This window comes from Mesorhizobium sp. WSM4308 (assembly GCF_002294905.1).
In the GTDB taxonomy this organism is placed as follows: Bacteria; Pseudomonadota; Alphaproteobacteria; order Rhizobiales; family Rhizobiaceae; genus Mesorhizobium.
In genome coordinates, this window is sequence record NZ_NSFW01000007.1 from 233,830 (window position 1) to 250,558 (window position 16,729).

14 protein-coding genes and 2 pseudogenes are annotated in these 16,729 nt (G+C 59.4%); 9 read left to right on the forward strand and 7 right to left on the reverse strand.

Going from position 1 to position 16,729, the window contains the following annotated elements; all coding sequences use genetic code 11:
- Window positions 1–66: 66 nt before the first annotated feature.
- Window positions 67–888, forward strand: coding sequence for a TIM barrel protein (locus tag CK227_RS15345; protein ID WP_095774084.1), 822 nt, complete (start codon window positions 67–69; stop codon window positions 886–888).
- A 207-nt stretch (window positions 889–1,095) separates the two neighbouring features.
- On the opposite strand, the gene CK227_RS15350 is transcribed toward CK227_RS15345, so the two are convergent.
- The 3 genes from CK227_RS15350 to CK227_RS15360 all read right to left on the reverse strand — a co-directional run bounded on the left by CK227_RS15350 (window position 1,096) and on the right by CK227_RS15360 (window position 3,514).
- Window positions 1,096–1,605: an RES domain-containing protein gene (locus CK227_RS15350; RefSeq protein ID WP_095774083.1), complete on the reverse strand. Its 510-nt coding sequence runs from the start codon at window positions 1,603–1,605 to the stop codon at window positions 1,096–1,098.
- Entirely contained in the window at window positions 1,602–2,087 is a 486-nt protein-coding gene (locus CK227_RS15355; RefSeq protein WP_095774260.1) for an antitoxin Xre/MbcA/ParS toxin-binding domain-containing protein, read from the reverse strand. Before CK227_RS15355 ends, CK227_RS15350 begins: the two co-directional genes overlap by 4 nt.
- 260 nt (window positions 2,088–2,347) lie before the next feature.
- Window positions 2,348–3,514 (reverse strand): ROK family transcriptional regulator, encoded by a 1,167-nt coding sequence (locus tag CK227_RS15360; protein WP_095774082.1) that lies wholly within the window; start codon window positions 3,512–3,514, stop codon window positions 2,348–2,350.
- Between the two features lie 134 nt (window positions 3,515–3,648).
- Between CK227_RS15360 and CK227_RS15365 the strand changes: the two genes are divergently transcribed.
- The 6 genes from CK227_RS15365 (at window position 3,649) to CK227_RS15390 (ending at window position 10,150) form a co-directional block, all read left to right on the forward strand.
- Window positions 3,649–4,653 (forward strand): extracellular solute-binding protein, encoded by a 1,005-nt coding sequence (locus tag CK227_RS15365; RefSeq protein ID WP_095774259.1) that lies wholly within the window; start codon window positions 3,649–3,651, stop codon window positions 4,651–4,653.
- A 50-nt stretch (window positions 4,654–4,703) separates the two neighbouring features.
- Window positions 4,704–5,708, forward strand: coding sequence for an ABC transporter ATP-binding protein (locus CK227_RS15370; protein WP_095774081.1), 1,005 nt, complete (start codon window positions 4,704–4,706; stop codon window positions 5,706–5,708).
- A 74-nt stretch (window positions 5,709–5,782) separates the two neighbouring features.
- Window positions 5,783–7,414 carry an iron ABC transporter permease gene (locus tag CK227_RS15375; protein WP_245318183.1) on the forward strand — a complete coding sequence of 544 codons (1,632 nt, stop codon included), beginning with the start codon at window positions 5,783–5,785 and terminating at the stop codon, window positions 7,412–7,414.
- 17 nt (window positions 7,415–7,431) lie between these two features.
- Window positions 7,432–8,355, forward strand: a complete 924-nt coding sequence (locus CK227_RS15380) for a TIM barrel protein (RefSeq protein WP_095774079.1) — start codon at window positions 7,432–7,434, stop codon at window positions 8,353–8,355.
- Complete coding sequence (locus tag CK227_RS15385) at window positions 8,352–9,083, forward strand: inositol monophosphatase family protein (protein WP_095774078.1); 732 nt, start codon at window positions 8,352–8,354, stop codon at window positions 9,081–9,083. The genes CK227_RS15380 and CK227_RS15385 overlap by 4 nt, the downstream gene beginning before the upstream one ends.
- 74 nt (window positions 9,084–9,157) lie before the next feature.
- The gene (locus tag CK227_RS15390) at window positions 9,158–10,150 is read left to right on the forward strand and encodes a LysR family transcriptional regulator (protein WP_179296487.1); all 993 of its coding nucleotides are present in this window, start codon (window positions 9,158–9,160) and stop codon (window positions 10,148–10,150) included.
- A 185-nt stretch (window positions 10,151–10,335) separates the two neighbouring features.
- Here the strand turns inward: CK227_RS15390 and CK227_RS15395 are convergent, their stop codons facing one another.
- Window positions 10,336–11,355, reverse strand: coding sequence for a porin (locus tag CK227_RS15395; RefSeq protein ID WP_095774076.1), 1,020 nt, complete (start codon window positions 11,353–11,355; stop codon window positions 10,336–10,338).
- 778 nt (window positions 11,356–12,133) lie between these two features.
- Between CK227_RS15395 and CK227_RS37270 the strand changes: the two are divergent.
- Window positions 12,134–12,337 (forward strand): annotated as a pseudogene (locus tag CK227_RS37270) (hypothetical protein); the annotation flags it as partial.
- A pseudogene (locus CK227_RS37980) lies at window positions 12,335–12,520 on the forward strand (hypothetical protein); the annotation flags it as partial. The pseudogenes CK227_RS37270 and CK227_RS37980, both read left to right, overlap by 3 nt.
- Window positions 12,521–13,055: 535 nt before the next feature.
- On the opposite strand, the gene CK227_RS15405 reads toward CK227_RS37980, so the two are convergent.
- The 3 genes from CK227_RS15405 to CK227_RS15415 all read right to left on the reverse strand — a co-directional run bounded on the left by CK227_RS15405 (window position 13,056) and on the right by CK227_RS15415 (window position 16,707).
- A complete protein-coding gene (locus CK227_RS15405) occupies window positions 13,056–13,421 on the reverse strand; it encodes a helix-turn-helix domain-containing protein (protein WP_095774075.1) in 366 nt (121 codons plus the stop codon).
- Window positions 13,422–13,563: 142 nt separating this feature from the next.
- Window positions 13,564–16,005, reverse strand: coding sequence for an FAD-dependent oxidoreductase (locus CK227_RS15410; protein ID WP_095774074.1), 2,442 nt, complete (start codon window positions 16,003–16,005; stop codon window positions 13,564–13,566).
- A gap of 87 nt (window positions 16,006–16,092) precedes the next feature.
- Window positions 16,093–16,707, reverse strand: a complete 615-nt coding sequence (locus CK227_RS15415) for a short chain dehydrogenase (protein ID WP_095774258.1) — start codon at window positions 16,705–16,707, stop codon at window positions 16,093–16,095.
- Between the last annotated feature and the right edge of the window lie 22 nt (window positions 16,708–16,729).

Consider the following 16,729-nt stretch of genomic DNA (forward strand, 5'->3'; position numbering starts at 1 on the left):
CCGGATGATGGGATCGGCAGCCGCGCCGGTGAAAATGACCGGCATCAAAACGGGAGGGAATATCGGATGCCAACTGCTCGATTGCCGTCGTTCGCACTCAACCATATGGCAGCGCCCTCGCTGCGTATGGACGCGTTCTTCGCGCTCTGCCGCAAGGTGGGTGCGGCGCAGGCGGAAATCCGCAACGATCTTGCAGGCAACGCCATCATGGACGGCACGCCCGCGGCCGAAATCGGCGGCCAGGCCCGCAATGCGGGAGTGTCCCTGATCAGCATCAACGCGCTGCAGCGCTTCAACGAATGGACGCCGGCCCGCGAGGCCGAGGCGATCGAACTCGCCGACTATGCGCAGGCCGCAGGCGCGGCAGCGCTGGTCCTCGTTCCGGTCAACGATGGCTCGGGACGGGCGGACGGGGAACGTCAGAAGAACGCAAGGACTGCCCTTCGAGGCCTGAAGCCGATCCTGAGCGACCGCGGCGTGGTCGGCCTGGTCGAGCCGCTGGGCTTCGCCATCTGCTCCCTGCGCTCAAAACGAGAGGCGGCGGACGCCATCGCGGACATCGACGGCGTGGGCGCCTTGGGGCTGGTGCACGACACATTTCATCATTTCCTCGCTGGCGAGCCGGCGCTGTTTGCGGAGATGACCGGCCTCGTCCACATTTCGGGTGTCGCCGATGAGGAGGTGGGGGTCGACGACATGCGCGATCCGCATCGCGTGCTCGTGGATGAGAAAGACCGCCTCGACAATATCGGCCAGATCCGTGCATTGCAAAGCGCGGGCTACGCCGGCCCCCTCTCCTTCGAGCCATTCTCGCCGGCTGTCCATGAACTCGATGACCCCGCACGCGCGCTCGCCGACAGCATCGCTTTCATTCGAGCCCGGCTGTAAGCGATGTGTTGCAACGTTTTGATTACCGGCGCTATGGCGACATTTTCGAAGGATTAGATGGTCAAGGGCCGCCAGTTCGACCAGTCAGTGATCCTGCTATGCGCGCAGCCGCGATCATCCTAAACGGCATCGAAATGGTAATGGCCCGTACCGAGCTTCACCAACTGGTCGGGCGGGAGGCCTGTGAAGATCGCACCCACCCCCATGTTATTTGCTGACCGGGGGATGCAGCCTTGTGTCGAGGGCAAATGCTTCCTGGAACTTGAGCGTGTAGGAAGTTGCCGCCTCGCTGGCCACGAAGATGAGGTTCCAGCTATATGAAGAGACCGCGCTTGGCATAGCCACGATGGGATGTTTCATCAAGAGGTCATCCCCGAATGCCTGCTGACCCGCGCTTGGTATGCCGGGGCGCAGCCAGTTCGGATTGGGCACGCTTGCAGGATCGACGACATGGATAGTCGATGCATCGCTGAGGACAGCGGCGGTTAATGTGTGGGCAACTGTGTCGAGGGCGCGAAAACCCTTATGCACGGCGACTTCGAGGATAGCCGTGGCGGGATCGATCGAGCAGTACACTGCTCTTACGCCCTTGCTGTTCCAGCGGCCGCCGACCCGATAGGCACCTTCGCCACTATTCCATGTCGCGGCATGGACGGCCTGGTCGAGCCGCCACGCAATGAGTTCCGTTCCTCCGAGCGCTATCGGCAGAGGCGTCATGCATAAACGCCGTATTCAAGCCGCTCCAGATAGTCTTCGACCAGTTCCACGCCGGCGGGAGTGCCCAGCAGATCGATCGGACGGCGCTGGTCGAGACCGACCGCCGGGCGCTCCAGCCATTGTTCAGCTTCCGCCTGCGTGCCGAGGACATCCGTCGCTTTCGCCAGGATCTCTGCGAATTTCCAAGTCCGTCCGCTCTGCTCCTGGCTAAGGGGCTTGGATGGAGCGTCTTTGCGGCGCTGCCAGGTTCGCAGGCTCATACCAACGGCCTTTTCGAGCGACGCCGTCTTGTTGATGAAGACCAGTTGTCCGACGAGGTGGTTTAGCGCTGAGGCCGGCAGACCGAGTAGAAGCAGCTCATGCGCGTCAAGGGCACTGGTCAATCGACGCGACAATATACGGGACCCGCCAAGCAGTGCTTCCACCCGTTGGAGACCGCCGCCTCTCGCTTCCGTAACGACTTTATCCGCCGTAGTCGCCATGTTCGCCTCCTGTGTCAACTGTCGCGTCAAATATGACAGTTGACGTCCGAGATTTCAAGTGCGTGCGAATTGATCTTTGAAGGGCCGAGCACCCGCCCCAAAAACCACCCAGGCAGACGAGGTTTGAAAGTTGTTCTGCGAAGTTCGAAGAATCTTGGGGCATGCGGCATGTCGCCGTCAGGCTCCTGCCGGCAGGAGCCGCCTCATAAGGAAGACATTCATCTGCAGGCTAGTGGAAACGCTAGGGTCTGCTTCCATTCCTAGGTGCGGGTCTTGGGCTTTCGACCGTTGAGGTAGGGACTGCCGTCATCTGCGACGGCGGCGGAGAAAAGCGCGGCAAAGAACGGAATGCAGGCTGCCCCAATTGCCCCGGCGCGAGGCCCCAATCGGGACGCCTCGACAGGCGCAGCCTGCAAGCCGCGCGATGGGCCAAGGATTGGCTGGCGCAAGATCGCGCTCACCAGCTTGTTTGTCACCGGTTCCGGAAGCCGTCCCCCAAGGACGATCAGAGCCGGGTCGAACATGGCCGTTACCACACGCACGGCCTCGCGAAGCTGCTCGCCGGCCCGTTCAACCCACACTTCCAACGTCGCTTCGGCCTTGTCCGGCAAATGCTCAAGATCGGGAAAATCGCCGACGACGAAGCCGGCCTCATTGAGGATGGCCAAGAGGTCCTGGCCTGACGGGCGGGGATGGTCGTAGGGATAGAGAACTCCCGGTAGACAGGCGTTTCCATTGACGCCGCGGTAAGGTCGTCCGTCAATGACGACCCCTCCTCCGACACCGTGGCCGATGTGAATGCAGAACATGGGATCGGGCTGCGGTATTCGGCCGCCGAAAACATACTCTCCGAGCGCCGCGGCTGTTCCATCGTTCTCGATGTAATATGGCGCCTCGAAAGTCGCCTTAAAGGCTTTGTCTGCCTCGCCGTCATCAAAAGCGGGAAAGAAGCTGTGCGCCTTGAGGATATTCGACATCGTGCCAAAATTGCCGGGGACCGAGCAGCCGATTCCGAGAAAACGATCCTTGAACACGCCGAGGTCCGCGAGCATGACCGCGATTGTCACCTGCGCCGCCCTGGCCACAGACAAGGCCGTGCTGGTCTCTATGTCGACCGACCGAGAGGCAAGAATCTTACCTGCCAAATCGACGATAGCCACCTCCATGTGGGAGACTGAGAATGTTATCCCGGCCGATAGAAGCCTGTCAGCACGCAAGCTCAGCCGACGACGGGGCTGGCCCTGCGCGCCGGTACGCTCGGCCACCTCGATCAGAAGACCCATCTCGATCAGATCGGCAATCAGCCGTGTTATCGAGGCGCCGGTCATGCCGGAACGCTCGGCCAGCTCGACGCGCGCGACCTCCTTGCCTACGAAGATCAGTTCGACCAGCCGTCGTTGGTTCCGTGAAAGGTCGAGCCGTTTCAAGAGGGTTCCTCAATCGCAGTTCACAAACAGCTATTGCCATATATATTAAATTACGCAATGTAATTAAACTGTCATGGGCTCCCTATAAAAAGAGCTCAACCGGGATGGCCGGAAACACCGAATCGGAGAACACCATGCATCAGATCAAACGCGTGTTTGCGGCCACCGCCATGCTGGTGGCGATGGCTTTTCCGGCTGTGGCCGACAACCTTGTCGTCTATTCGCCGCAGGGGGAAGAGAACGTCCAGTGGATTACCGACCAAGCCAAAGCCGCCGGTCACGACGTGCAGTTTCTGCGCGCCCCCGGAGGAGAACTCTTCGACCGGCTGATCGCCGAGAAGAACAACCCCCAGGCCGATGTCGTGCTCGGCATGGTCGATACGTCCATGGCTCTGCTCAAGAAGAACGGTCTGTTTCAGGCGTACTCACCTGCCTGGGCGGCGGACCTCCCGGCGCAATACAAGGACGCAGAAGGCATCGTCCACAAATTCTGGAGTACACCTGTCATCATCGCCTATGACCCCGACAAGCTTCCCGAGGCGCAGGCCCCGAAAAGCTGGCTCGACCTGACGAGGGAGGAATACAAGGGTAAGTACGTGATCGGCAACACAGCCTGGCAGACGACGCGGATCTATTTGGCAGGCATCTTGGCACGGTTCCTCGACGACAAGGGCGAAGTCACTCAGGCCGGATGGGATTTTCTCAACGCATTTTATGCGAACGCGATCGTCGTCGGTGACGCGGATGCTCAAAAGGAGGCGTTCAAGTCCGGTGGGGCGACCATCAATCTGAACTGGCTCGGCGGCGCTATGAAAATGGCAAACGAGCTCGGCACCCAAGTCAGGGTCATTGACACGGAAGGCGGTACCCCGGTCATCTCCGAAGGCGTGGCGATCATGGCGGGAACCGATCAGCTGGAGCAGGCAAAGGGCTTTGTCGACTGGTTCGGCTCGGCCGATGTCATGGCCGCCTATGCCAAGCAGTTCGGCCAGGTTCCGGTGCTGCCTGCCGCACTCGCGAAATCGCCGGCCGCAGTGCAGGCAAACGCGAAATTGGTCAAGGCGCAGCCGATCGACTGGGACGCGATCGCGCCCAAACTTGATGGCTGGTTGCAGAAGGTCGAGCTGGAGATCCGGTGACGATCTCGTTTGGGCAGCCCTGACCGCCCGGCTTCACGAGGAGCACGACCATGGCCAACCCAATCCTGAACATCGACAAGCTGCATATTGGTTATGGCGACAACATTGTCGTTCGCAACCTGTCGATCGATATTCACGAAGGCGAGTTCGTCTCGCTGCTCGGGCCTTCCGGCAGCGGCAAATCCAGCGTCCTGCGGGCCATCGTCGGCTTTCATTCAGTCATGAGTGGGCGGATCGTCCTGGATGGGAAAGACATCACCAATGCGCCGCCGGAGCGCCGCAATGTCGGCATTGTCTTTCAAAATTACGCGCTGTTTCCCACGATGACAGCGTTCGAGAACATCGCGTTCGCGCTGCGCGTGGCGAAGCTGCCGGAGAGCGAGATTGGCCGGCGCGTCGGCCAGATCGCCGAAACGTCGGGCATCACCGAGCAGTTGCAGAAGAACCCGGCCAACATGTCGGGCGGGCAGCAACAGCGCGTCGCCATCGCGCGCGCGCTCGTCACCGGCTCGAAGGTGCTTTTGTTCGATGAGCCGCTGTCCAATCTCGACGCCAAGGTGCGGGTGACGATGCGCCACGAGATCAAGCGGCTGCAGCGGGATTTCGGCTTCACGGCAGTCTTCGTCACGCATGACCAGGAAGATGCGCTCACCATGTCGGACAAGATCGTCGTGTTAGCAAACGGCAGCGTCGAACAGATCGGTGATGGGCGCACGCTTTACCGAAACCCCGCGACGCCGTTCATCTGCGAGTTCATCGGCGCGGCCAACGAACTGTCCGCGCCGCTTGCCGCTCGGATACTGGGCCGCGCTATCGAGGGGCGCTGCTTTGTCCGCCACGAAGACGTGGTCGTGGGCCGAGCGATATCAGGCGGGTTTCCGGCGAGCGTCCGCCATGTGGAGTTCCTAGGCGCCCACAGCCGCATCGACCTCGATGCCGACGGGCATTCAATCTCGGCGGCTAGGATGGGCAACGAGTTGCCCGAAATCGGCGAGACCGTGTCCTGGGCCATCCGGCCCGGCTCGGCCCATATTTTCGAAGGAGCAGCCCTTTGAACCGCGCGGCTGGCGTCGAGCGCGTTGCCTATTGGGTCGCGTTGGCGACCCTGATCTGGGCCGTTGTCACCTTCATGATCGTGCCGCTGTTCGCCTCGCTTCAAGCGGCATTCTTCAAGGAAGGCAGCCTGGCTGTCGGTCAGATCATAAGCGAACTTTCAGCATCCCGCAGGGTACGCATCGCATTTTGGAACACCGTTTGGATGACGGCGGCAACAATGATCACGGTCACCGTTGTCGGGGTTTTCCAGGTGGCGGTGCTTGAGTATTTTCACGTGCGAGGTCGTGCGCTCCTGAAAATCGCCTATGCGACACCGCTGGTCTTCGGCGGCGTCGTTGCGGCGGCTGGCTATAATTTCACCTATGGTCCGGGCGGCGCGCTGACACTTATGGTCAAGGCAGTCTTCCCCAGCCTGCCGCGAGACTGGTTCATCGGCTGGTTTGGCGTGCTCTTCACACATACCTTCCTGATGACCAGCTTCTACTTTCTCTTTTTGCGCGCCGCGATGCGCCGCGTCGATTATGCAACCATCGAAGTCGCGCGCAGCATGGGAGCCTCGGAAGCAACGATCCTGTGGCGCGTGGTTCTGCCCGTGATCATGCCGACGCTGCTCGCCGTAACCCTGCTCACCCTTTACACCGCGATCAGTTCCTTCGCCGCGCCGCAAGTGCTGGGCGGCCGCGACTTTTACATGCTCAGCCAGGTGGTGCTGACGCTGAACAGCCTGCGTCGCCCCGACATGGCAGCCCTGCTGGCGCTCATCATGGGTGTGTGCCTCATGAGTGTTATCCTCTTGTCGCAATATTACGAAGCACGCGGCTCCTATATCGGCGGCGCGAAGGCGACCGCACCAATTCAACTGCGCAAGATTCGCAATCCGATCGGCAACGCGGTCCTGCAAGTCTTGGCCCATCTGCTTGTGGCCATCTATGTGGTCCCGGTCGCCCTGGTGGTGCTCTTCTCCTTCGCCCCGGCCGCCAGCATCGGCGTGGAGGTTATCCCGTCCAGCCTGACGTTGAAGAACTATGCACGCGTCTTCACCGAAGGCTCTGCCTTTTTGCCGTTCTTCAACTCGATGCTGATGGGCCTTGTCGCCGTTCTGGCGGCGCTTGGCGTTGCCCTGTTTGCCGTGCCCGTCATTGTGGGTCGGCGCAATTGGCTGACGCGTGTTCTCGACCTTAGTTTCTTCCTGCCCTGGGTGGTGCCCAGCATTCTGCTCGCGGTCGGGCTGATCCTCACCTTCGACACACCAAACCCGCTCGTCGGAAACGCGGTGCTTCTCGGCGGCTACTGGCTACTGCCGATCGGCTACGCCATCGTCGCCTTGCCGCTGATGGTGCGATTCCTGCGGGCGGCCTTCAGTGGGATCGATCCGGCCTATAGCGAGGCAGCCCGCTCGATGGGCGCCACAGGCTTATACCGCTATCGCCGCATCATCCTGCCGCTGGTGGCGCCGACGGCGATCCTCGTCGCCGGCATGGCCTTCAACGAGCTCCTATCGGAATACCCTCTGTCGGCCTTCCTCTACAACGTCAACAACAAGCCGCTGCCGATCGCGATCGTCGACAGCGCGCTGTCTGTCGATCCTGAGCAGGGCGCGCTCAACCTCGTCTACGTCACGCTGATCATGGCGTTTTCACTGGCGATCATCCTGCTGGCCGAGCGTATCGGTCTGGGCAAAGGCCCCGAAACCAACACACTGTAGAAAAGGACATCAATCCATTGGATACCTGCATCACCGTCTGGCATTGGCCGCACCAGGAACGTTGGTACGACGAGGGCATTCGCAATTCGCTGGCCCTGATCAAGGAAGCTGGCTTCACACATATCAACTGGAACCCCGACTCCGGCAGTTCGTACTGGCTGGCCGACGCCGAAATCGAGTTCACCAGCAACATGGTGGCCGCCGCCGGGCTGAAGGTGCACTCGGTTCATGCCAGCAATGGCCGCAATCCGGTCAGCGAAATCGGTCACAACAACCCTGGTCCGTTTGCGCTTGAGATGCGCAAGGACATCCTGTCGCTGCATGAATGGCAGCGCCTAAGCGGCGTCGAGCTGTTGCGCAACCGGATCGATCTGGCGGCCGCCTTTAAATCCCCGAATGTGGTTCTGCACATCGATATCACCGACGACGTCTTCCGCAACGAAGCCTCGGAACGAGAGTTCTTCAAACCCTTGTTCCGTTCTCTCGATGAGATTCAGCCCTACTGCTTGGAAAAGGGCGTGCAGATTGCGGTGGAAACGCTGCTTTGCGCCACCGCCCAGAACTTCCTCAATCTTTTTGATCGCCTGTTCGCCCGATACGGCAAGGAATTCATCGGCATCTGTTTCGATTGCGGCCACTGGGAACTGATCGAGCCTGGCAAGCTAACTGTCCTGGAGCGTTTCGGGGATCGTCTCATCGCGACCCACATTCACGACAATTTTGGCGCAATGGACAACCATCTCCTGCCGTTCGACGGCAGGCTGGATTGGCACGCTATAGCCGCTGCGATCGCGGCGACCGCTTACCAGACGCCGCTCAATTTCGAGACGCCGATGGATCGGTACGGGATTCCAGAGCCCGCCTATTATCGCCGCGCTCACGGCGTCGCGCTCAAGCTCGAGGAGATGGTTGTCCATGCGCGCGCGAGGAACACCGCATGACGAGCGCTGCGCTCAACGTTCGTCTCGCGACCCTTCACGATGTCGTTTCCAAGGTGGCGGCATTCAGCCTGGAGCGATTTCATAACCGGGATAAGTGGACCATCGAGACCAAAGGGTCTGCCGACTATGTCAGTGCCGTCGATCGCGATGCCGAAACGCTTGCTCGGCGACTGCTGACAGATGACGTCCCAGACGACCTCATCGTGGGCGAGGAGCAGGGCGGTGATGCGACGGGCGACTATTGGCTGATAGATCCAGTGGACGGTACAGCCAACTTTGTCAGTGGGATGCCAATTTGGGCGGTGTCGATCGCCTACGTTCTAGACGATGAGCCCGTGCTGGGCGCGGTCGCTCTGCCGGCGCTTGGAACCATCATGTGGGCCGCATCGGACGGCCCGCTCAATGTCACGGGACCGTTGCGGATGATAGAGGGGAGCGCGTCAGCCGCCTTCGGGATCGGCCGCAACCGGGTGTGGCCGACGGCGCATCGACTAGAGATAGAAACTGAAATCGAAGCTATCGGCCATCATGTGGTCAGCTTGGGCAGTTGCGCGGCTTCCCTGGCTTTGGTCGCATCGGGTCGTCTAGCCGGCTACATTGAGCACGGAACCAACCTTTGGGACTGTGCAGCTGGACATGTTCTTTGCCTTGCGGCGAAACGACCTTCCGCGATTATCCATGATCGGGCCGGGCACAAAGTTGCGATCTCGGCCGGCGCACAGAGGTAGCTCAATTTGGCGCAAATGTTGATCTGGACCAGTTCTGTTGGCTCCTGGTCGCGGTCGTTATGGGGATAAGACACTTGGACGTCCGCCGGCTTCGATACTTCATAAAGATCGTAGAGCAAGGGTCATTTTCAAAAGCGGCAGTTGCATTGCAGGTCGCGCAACCCGCGTTGAGTCTGCACGTGCGCAATATGGAACTTGATATCGGCAAACCGCTTCTCATCCGCAGCCAGCAGGGTGTCGTGCCAACCGAATGCGGGAGCGCATTACTCAATAAAGCCCGCACGATTGTCGAGCAAATTGATGCGCTGGCGGAAGAAATGAAGGGAACCGATGAACACCCGAGCGGCCAAGTGAGCCTTGGGCTATCGGGGACCATCAGCCAGGTGCTCGCGGTTCCGCTTATGCAGGAAGTCAACCGCATCTATCCGCTCATCCAATTGCGTATTGTCGAGGCAATGACGGGGTTTTTCCTCGACTGGCTCCTGCAAGGCCGTGTCGATCTCGCAGTTCTCTATAACGACCCTGACGACAAAAAACTGGCCTCGAAACATGTTCAGGCTGATGAGCTTTGCCTCTTCGGCCCGACCGACGGAGCACATGGACGTGGCCAGCATCTTCACTTCGATGCAAGCGTCGTACCGTATTGCGATATCGCGACGCTCCCACTCCTATTGCCCAGCAGGACCCACGGCTTGCGGCGGATTCTTGAGGAGGAGGCGACACGCCAGCAAATTGCCTTCATCAATGTTGTCGAGGTGGATTCATACACCAGCATAATACGCATGATGGAAGCAGGCATGGGCTATGCGATACTCCCGATCAACGCCTTCGATCAGCACGCGCACCGTGAGGGAGTGCGCATGTGGAGAATAGAGAATCCTGCGTTGACCCGATCATTGTACCTCGTTCGCAGTATCAGCGGTTCGCGAGCTGTCACTGCCGTGGAGCGCGTCTGCAAGGAAACGTTCTTTAATCTTGCCCAAACAGCCCGTTGCGACACATTCCCGTTCACCGAACCAGATTTGCAGACCTTCATTCGCCCATCGGCGGGGCCCCAGGCTTTGTGAGATTTCAATCTCTCCAGTTGTGCGAAGTTCGCTATCGGCGCCAACAACAAGGCGATCGGCGGACCATTTGAATCCACCGATCTAAAACAATGATACGACTGGAGCGTGCCCTATCACCTTGGCATGTGCAGTCCTTCTACATTGCCAGGTCGATCAGAGAGCTTTTATGAACTCAGCTGGTAAATTCAGAAATTCCGCTGGAATCGGACAATGCCGCCAATGGCGTGGTCATGACCGTTACCGCGGTCACCGCCAAACGACGTATATTCGATTTCCGGCGTGATCACGAAACCAGGAACGATTTCGTAGGCAAGGTTCAAGGCAGCGGCGAAAGTACCCTCTTGTTCGTAGGCAACCTGTCCGCTCACGGTTGCCTTGCTAGAAATCTTGGCAGATAGACCACCCCAGAGCGCGTAATCCCCGTTCCAGGCTCCGTAGTAATTGGGTTTGTCTGGATCGGACTGGTAGCCGGCCATGACAAAAGCGGTTACAGGGCCGGTGAACTTCACATCCAGACGAACTTTGCCTGCAAATTCTTCGCTGGCCACGTCATAACCGCCCACCGCCGAAACGGCACCCCAGCCCTGTTGGAACTTCGCACCGGCAACGACGTGCGGCATGTAGCCGTTGATCATGTGCAAGCTGTCGCCCTGTTCTGCGCCGATCATTGCTGAAAACCCCTTGCCACCGACAAAAGTGTAGCTAATCTGGTTGGTGGCATCACCGGCATAGTCGACAATATCATCAGCAACGACATTTCCAGCTGAGCCCGTCCATGTATTGAAGCGGGAATCGGTCTCACCAATCCGAAAGCCACCGAGTTCAATATATGCATGGGACAGGCCTGTGCTCTGCACGGCATTTGCGAACACAGAACGCGTTTCAGCATAGGAACGCAATGTGCCAAGTTCGGTTTCCGAACGAGCATCAAATCGCATCGTGGCACGTGACGTTTTCTGCCAGGTGCCGAACTCATCCCCCTTGTAGACGTTATCACCTCCGCGGGCGTCGTAACGCACGTAACCGCTGACCTTCAGGCAGGTCTCAGTTCCCGGAATGTAGAAAAACCCTGCACCGTAAGCTTCGCATACGCGGACGTACTCGACGGGTTCCGGCTCGGCGACAGGGACAGCATCTGCAGCCTGAGCGCCCGTGATGGCGCCGATGGCAGGGCCAGCACTGAGTAAAAAACTTCTGATGTTCATGTGGATTGCCCTCTGTGAATAGAGCGCCCCTAGTACGGAACGATCAAATGGAGGTCCAATCCTTTTCGACGTGTTTCGGCGTTATTGATAGATGTGTGCTGAATATCTTACCATATTAATGGGTTATATGAGTATATATTGTAGTGATATCAACTGATTGACCCCCCATTCTGCCGGGTATATATTATTTGTATACCTGCGATAACGCCTTGCTTATTTTTTGGCAGCGCCTTGGCGGCGAGAAAGAGGGCGGCCGTCGCAGCTCGATCAAACCGGGGTCTCAAGGGGCAAATACACGGTCTGCCGCCTGCGGACAGATGATGTTCTTGAGGGGGCTGTCGTTGCGAAATGTTTGATTTAGGCTCTAACAGCGCTGCCACGCGCTGGGTGGTACCCAACTGATCTCTGGGTCGGTTCCTGCGTGAAGATTGCCACCCACCAGAGGCTGGACGAATGGGCTGTCGCGACAGTTGCTGGCGCAGTGCATCGCCGCGCCGCCGCGCTGCGTCTCCATGACCGAAAGTGGCATGGATCCAAGTATGGCTTGTCTGCGCCCAAGAAGCAGACGCCATCGAGCCACACTCGTGGCGCCCCAGCGTTCCCTCACGCCAGCCAACTGTCGCATTTGGCATAGATTTGTGCAGTTGCGGAGGGCAAAGACTATGAGGTGATCGATTGCGTCGTCCTGGGGAGCGTTGACGAGCGGAGGGCTGCAGGTCACCTTGCGCCCGGCTTGCCCAGACCGGGTTCCTCATTATTCGGAAATCAGTCAAAGCCTATGGAAGTCAAATCAACACAGGCCAAGAGATCAGCTGGTCGCAACGGCCAACGCCACGTTGTCGATGCCGACCTGATCGCCGTCGTGATAGCCGTGACCGACGGCGAGCCGCGCATCCTTACCATCGGGGAGGCCCAAGCCTTGCCGTCCGGTCCCTTTGAACTTGGTCATCGATCACTACAGTCCGGTCTGAGGGCGTGGATAACCCTGACGACGGCGCCGGCCGTGGCTGCGACAGGCGTTGATCTGATTTCCATCGGCTGGTTGACCCATAGCGCACCAATCCTTGATATAGGGCTCGACTGTCGTGAGCCTTCCGAAAACGAGAGAAGTTCGCCTCGGCGGGGTCACACCGCGGCCGTCAGCCAGCATCGGTCTATGAGCTAGGAACCTGAAAACCATCATGCCTGAAAATATCAGACTGACTTCGAGAGACGTTCCCCTCATTTAGCTAGGCGTCTATCAGTGCCGCTTCCCGGTGAGCGAAGACACATCCGTACCCGGCGGTTACCGTTTTTGTGATGGGCCAACTTCGCCGGATCGCGTCTACTGCGATCACCACCACAGCATTGTGACGGCCGTCGACCCTCGTCGAGCCCGTTCGGGTCTCCAGTTGGCTCAACGACGCGCCGCGTAGGTTGCGTTTTGGTGTGTTGAGCCGTCCGCGCGCTGCGGTGGACGTTGCTTCGTCGTCGATGGTATCGGCCCTTCAAATATCTTTTGCAATTCGGCGACCTCATGGCGCAACCGCAACCTCCGGCGAGGTCGCCGGTAATGTCCGTTTCAAGGCAGTGGCCGAGCTATCTTCAACGGCCGAGATGAGGCGCTTCTCGCACATTGCTTTTGGGCCGCAAGCGGCCTGACAGCTCACAGGAAGAGGTCATGGTCATTCCGCTTTAGACCAGTAGCCATCCTTTTCCCGCTAGTCGTGGTAGAGCTTGTCTCGGAGACGCACAAAAATACCAGTGAAAGTGCCAATTACCGTGCTGCGGCCATTGTCTGCACGATAGTTGTCCGAACAGATGACCATGGCGATTTGGCTGAATGGCTCAGTAAAAAGACGGTGTCCTTGTCCAGCGCCCACAAATGTGTCGGCACTCAAACCCGACCAGTGGAATAGCCGAGCCAGATTCTCGACATCTGGCCTTTGTCCCTGCGCCATGAGGATCAGTGTTGAAGCGCTTACTCCCGAAAGGTCAGCGACTTGCTTCCAGTTCAGTTTTCTATCTGACTTCTTTCGATCCAGGGCGTTCAAAAACGCCTGTGTGTTGAACTCAGATCGCGTCATCCAGTCAACTCTTTCAATCAAGGTATTAATCTATATCGACACTCGACCCCAACGCACGAAGACGAGCCGTATTGAAGAAAAAGCACACCCATACCGACCTAGGTCTCCCGTTCGGCCGTTCAACGTCGAGTAGTGGACCGCGCTACATCCTCACCCTTTCCGACTTCGGATCGTACATCGGTTTCAGCGATGCTTCGGCCGCAAAGCGCTCGCCGGCGATCTCGATTTCGTAGGATGAGCCCAGCACATCCGCCTCGCTCTCGCCTTCGCAGGGCACATAGCCCAGCCCGACGGCTCCGCCGAGGTGATGGCCGTAATTGCCTGACGTGATCGGACCAACGATCTTGCTGTCGCGCAGGATCGCCTCGTTGTGGAAGAGCAGGGGTTCTGGGTCTTTCAGCCGGAACTGAACGAGTCGGCGGTTCAATCCGGTCTCCTTCTTGCGCAGCACCGCATCACGGCCGATGAAGTCGCCTTTCGCCGTCTTCACCGCGAAGCCAAGGCCGGCTTCCAGCACGTTGTCCTCGTCGGTGATGTCGTGGCCGAAATGCCGGAACGCCTTCTCGATGCGGCAGGAATCCAGCGTGTGCAGGCCGCATAGCTTCAGGCCGACATCGGTGCCGGCTTCCGCGATTGCCTCGAAAACATGGGCAGCCTGGTCGGTCGAGACATAAAGCTCCCAGCCGAGCTCGCCGACATAAGTGACGCGGTGGGCGCGGGCCAGGCCCATGCCGATCTCGATCTCCTGAAACGTTCCGAACGGATTGTTGTCATTGGAGAAATCATTCGGGCTGACCTTTTGGATCAGCTTCCTCGAATCCGGCCCCATCAGGCAAAGCACGGCTTCGGCAGCGGTCACATCGGTGACGACGACGAACTCGTCGGCAAGGTGTTTTCTCAGCCAGGCCAGATCGCGCTGCAGCGTCGCGCCGGGCACGACGAGAAAGAAGGCGGTTTCGGACAGCCGCGAGACAGTGAGGTCGCTCTCGATGCCGCCGCGCTGGTTGAGCATCTGGGTGTAGACGATCTTGCCCGGCGCCACGTCCACATCGTTGGCGCAGAGCTTTTGCAGGAAGGCGCAGGCGTCGCGGCCTTCGATGCGGATCTTGCCGAAGGAGGTCATGTCGAACAGGCCGACGCCGTTTCGGACCGCCAGATGCTCGTCGCGCTGGTTGTCGAACCAGTTCTGCCGTTTCCAGGAATAGCGGTATTCGCGCTCCTGGCCGGGCCTAGCGAACCAGTTGGCGCGCTCCCAGCCGGCGACCTCGCCGAACACCGCGCCGCGCGCCTTCAGGTGTTCGTGCAACGGCGAACGGCGCACGTTTCGTGAGGTTGCCATCTGCCGGTAGGGAAAATGGTCGGCATAGAGCAGGCCGAGCGTTTCGGAGACGCGCTCCTTGAGATAGCGGCGGTTCTTCTGGAACGGCTGGGCGCGGCGGATGTCGACCTCCCACAGGTCGAACGGCGCCTCGCCATCATTGATCCATTGCGCCAGCGCCATGCCGGCGCCGCCGGAGGAGACGATACCGATCGAATTGTAGCCGGTCGCCATCCAGTAGCCGGAAAGCTCCGGCGCCTCGCCGAGATAGTAGCGGTCATCGGGGGTAAAACTCTCGGGGCCGTTGAAGAAGGTGTGGATGCCGGCGGTGGCGAGCATCGGCATGCGATTGACGCCCATTTCTAGGATCGGCTCGAAATGGTCCATGTCCTGCGGCAACTGGTCGAAGCAAAACTCCTCGCTTATGCCATTCATGCCCCAGGGCTTGGCCACCGGCTCGAAAGCGCCGAGCATCATCTTGCCGGCATCTTCCTTGTAGTAGGCGCACTCGTCCGGCACACGCAGCACTGGCAACCGGGAAAGCCCGGGGATCGGCTCGGTGACGAGATAGAAATGTTCGCAGGCGTGCAGCGGAATGGTGACGCCGTTCTGGGCGCCAAGTTCGCGTGCCCACATGCCGGCGCAGTTGACGACGACATCGGCTTCAATCGTGCCTTGCTCGTCGCCTTGCGCCCAGGAAACGCCGGTGACGCGGCCGGCCCTGGTATGCACCCTGGTGACTTTGACGTTCTCGACGATCGTCGCACCGCGCTGGCGCGCGCCCTTGGCCAAGGCCATGGCGATGTTGGCCGGGTCGCACTGGCCGTCGAGCGGCAGGTGCACGGCGCCGACCACGTCTGACACATTGAGATGTGGGTACATCTGCTTGACTTCGTTGGGCGAAATCTCGCGTACGTCGACATCGAAGGCGCGGGCGAGAGATGCCTGCCGATAGATCTCGTGCTTGCGCTCCTCCGTCAGCGCCACGGTGATCGAGCCGACCTGGCGCATGCCGGTGCCGATTTCAGTCTCGGCTTCCAGCTTGACGTAGAGGTCGGCTGAATATTTCGCCAGTCGCGTCATATTCTGCGAGCCGCGCAACTGGCCGATCAGGCCGGCGGCATGCCAGGTCGTGCCCGACGTCAGCTGCTTGCGTTCGAGCAGCACGACATCGGTCCAGCCGACCTTGGCCAGATGATAGGCGACCGAACAGCCGGAGACGCCGCCGCCGATGATCACGGCGCGAGCTTTGGACGGAACAATCAAGCGGTCTTACTCCCGTTACTAGACCAATCCATGCCGGATAAGCCGATGCCAGTGCGGCCAACCCAAACGGCCGCCGATGCAGTCAGGTCAGCGATCTCGTGACCATCCAATCCTGTAAACGCATCCAGTTTGCTTGCCCTCGACACTTTTGACGTAACCAAGCACCACGTCGTTCGTCGCGACCGCCTTCGAGCCCCGGAAGTAAGGACTGTAGAGCGGAGAGGACTCCTCGAGCATAGTCGGACTTACCAGATTGATCCGACGATCCTGGCGAAGCTCAATTGCAGCACTTCGGACAAATCCCTCGAGCGCGCCATTGACCATCGCTGATGATGTTCCGAGCGATATCGGATCGTCGTTCGTTGGACCGGAGGTCAACGTGAACGATCCTTCCTCACGAAGGAATCCAAGTCCAAGTCGGACAAGGTTCACCTGCCCCATGAGTTTGCTTTGCAAGCCGATAGCATATTGCTCGATGGTGAACTCGGCGAGCGGGGCGAAATGAACCGTGCCCGCTGTGCATATCAGGGCATCGAACTCGCCGATCTGACTGAACATTCGACTTATGGACGACGGATTGTCGATATCGACCTGGAAATCGCCGGCGCTTCGGCCGACAGCGATGACATCATGCCGCCTGCCGAGTTCGGCCGACACGGCCTTGCCGATCACGCCACTCGCACCAACATGAACGATTCTCACGAAGCCCTCGCCTCTCTTCGCC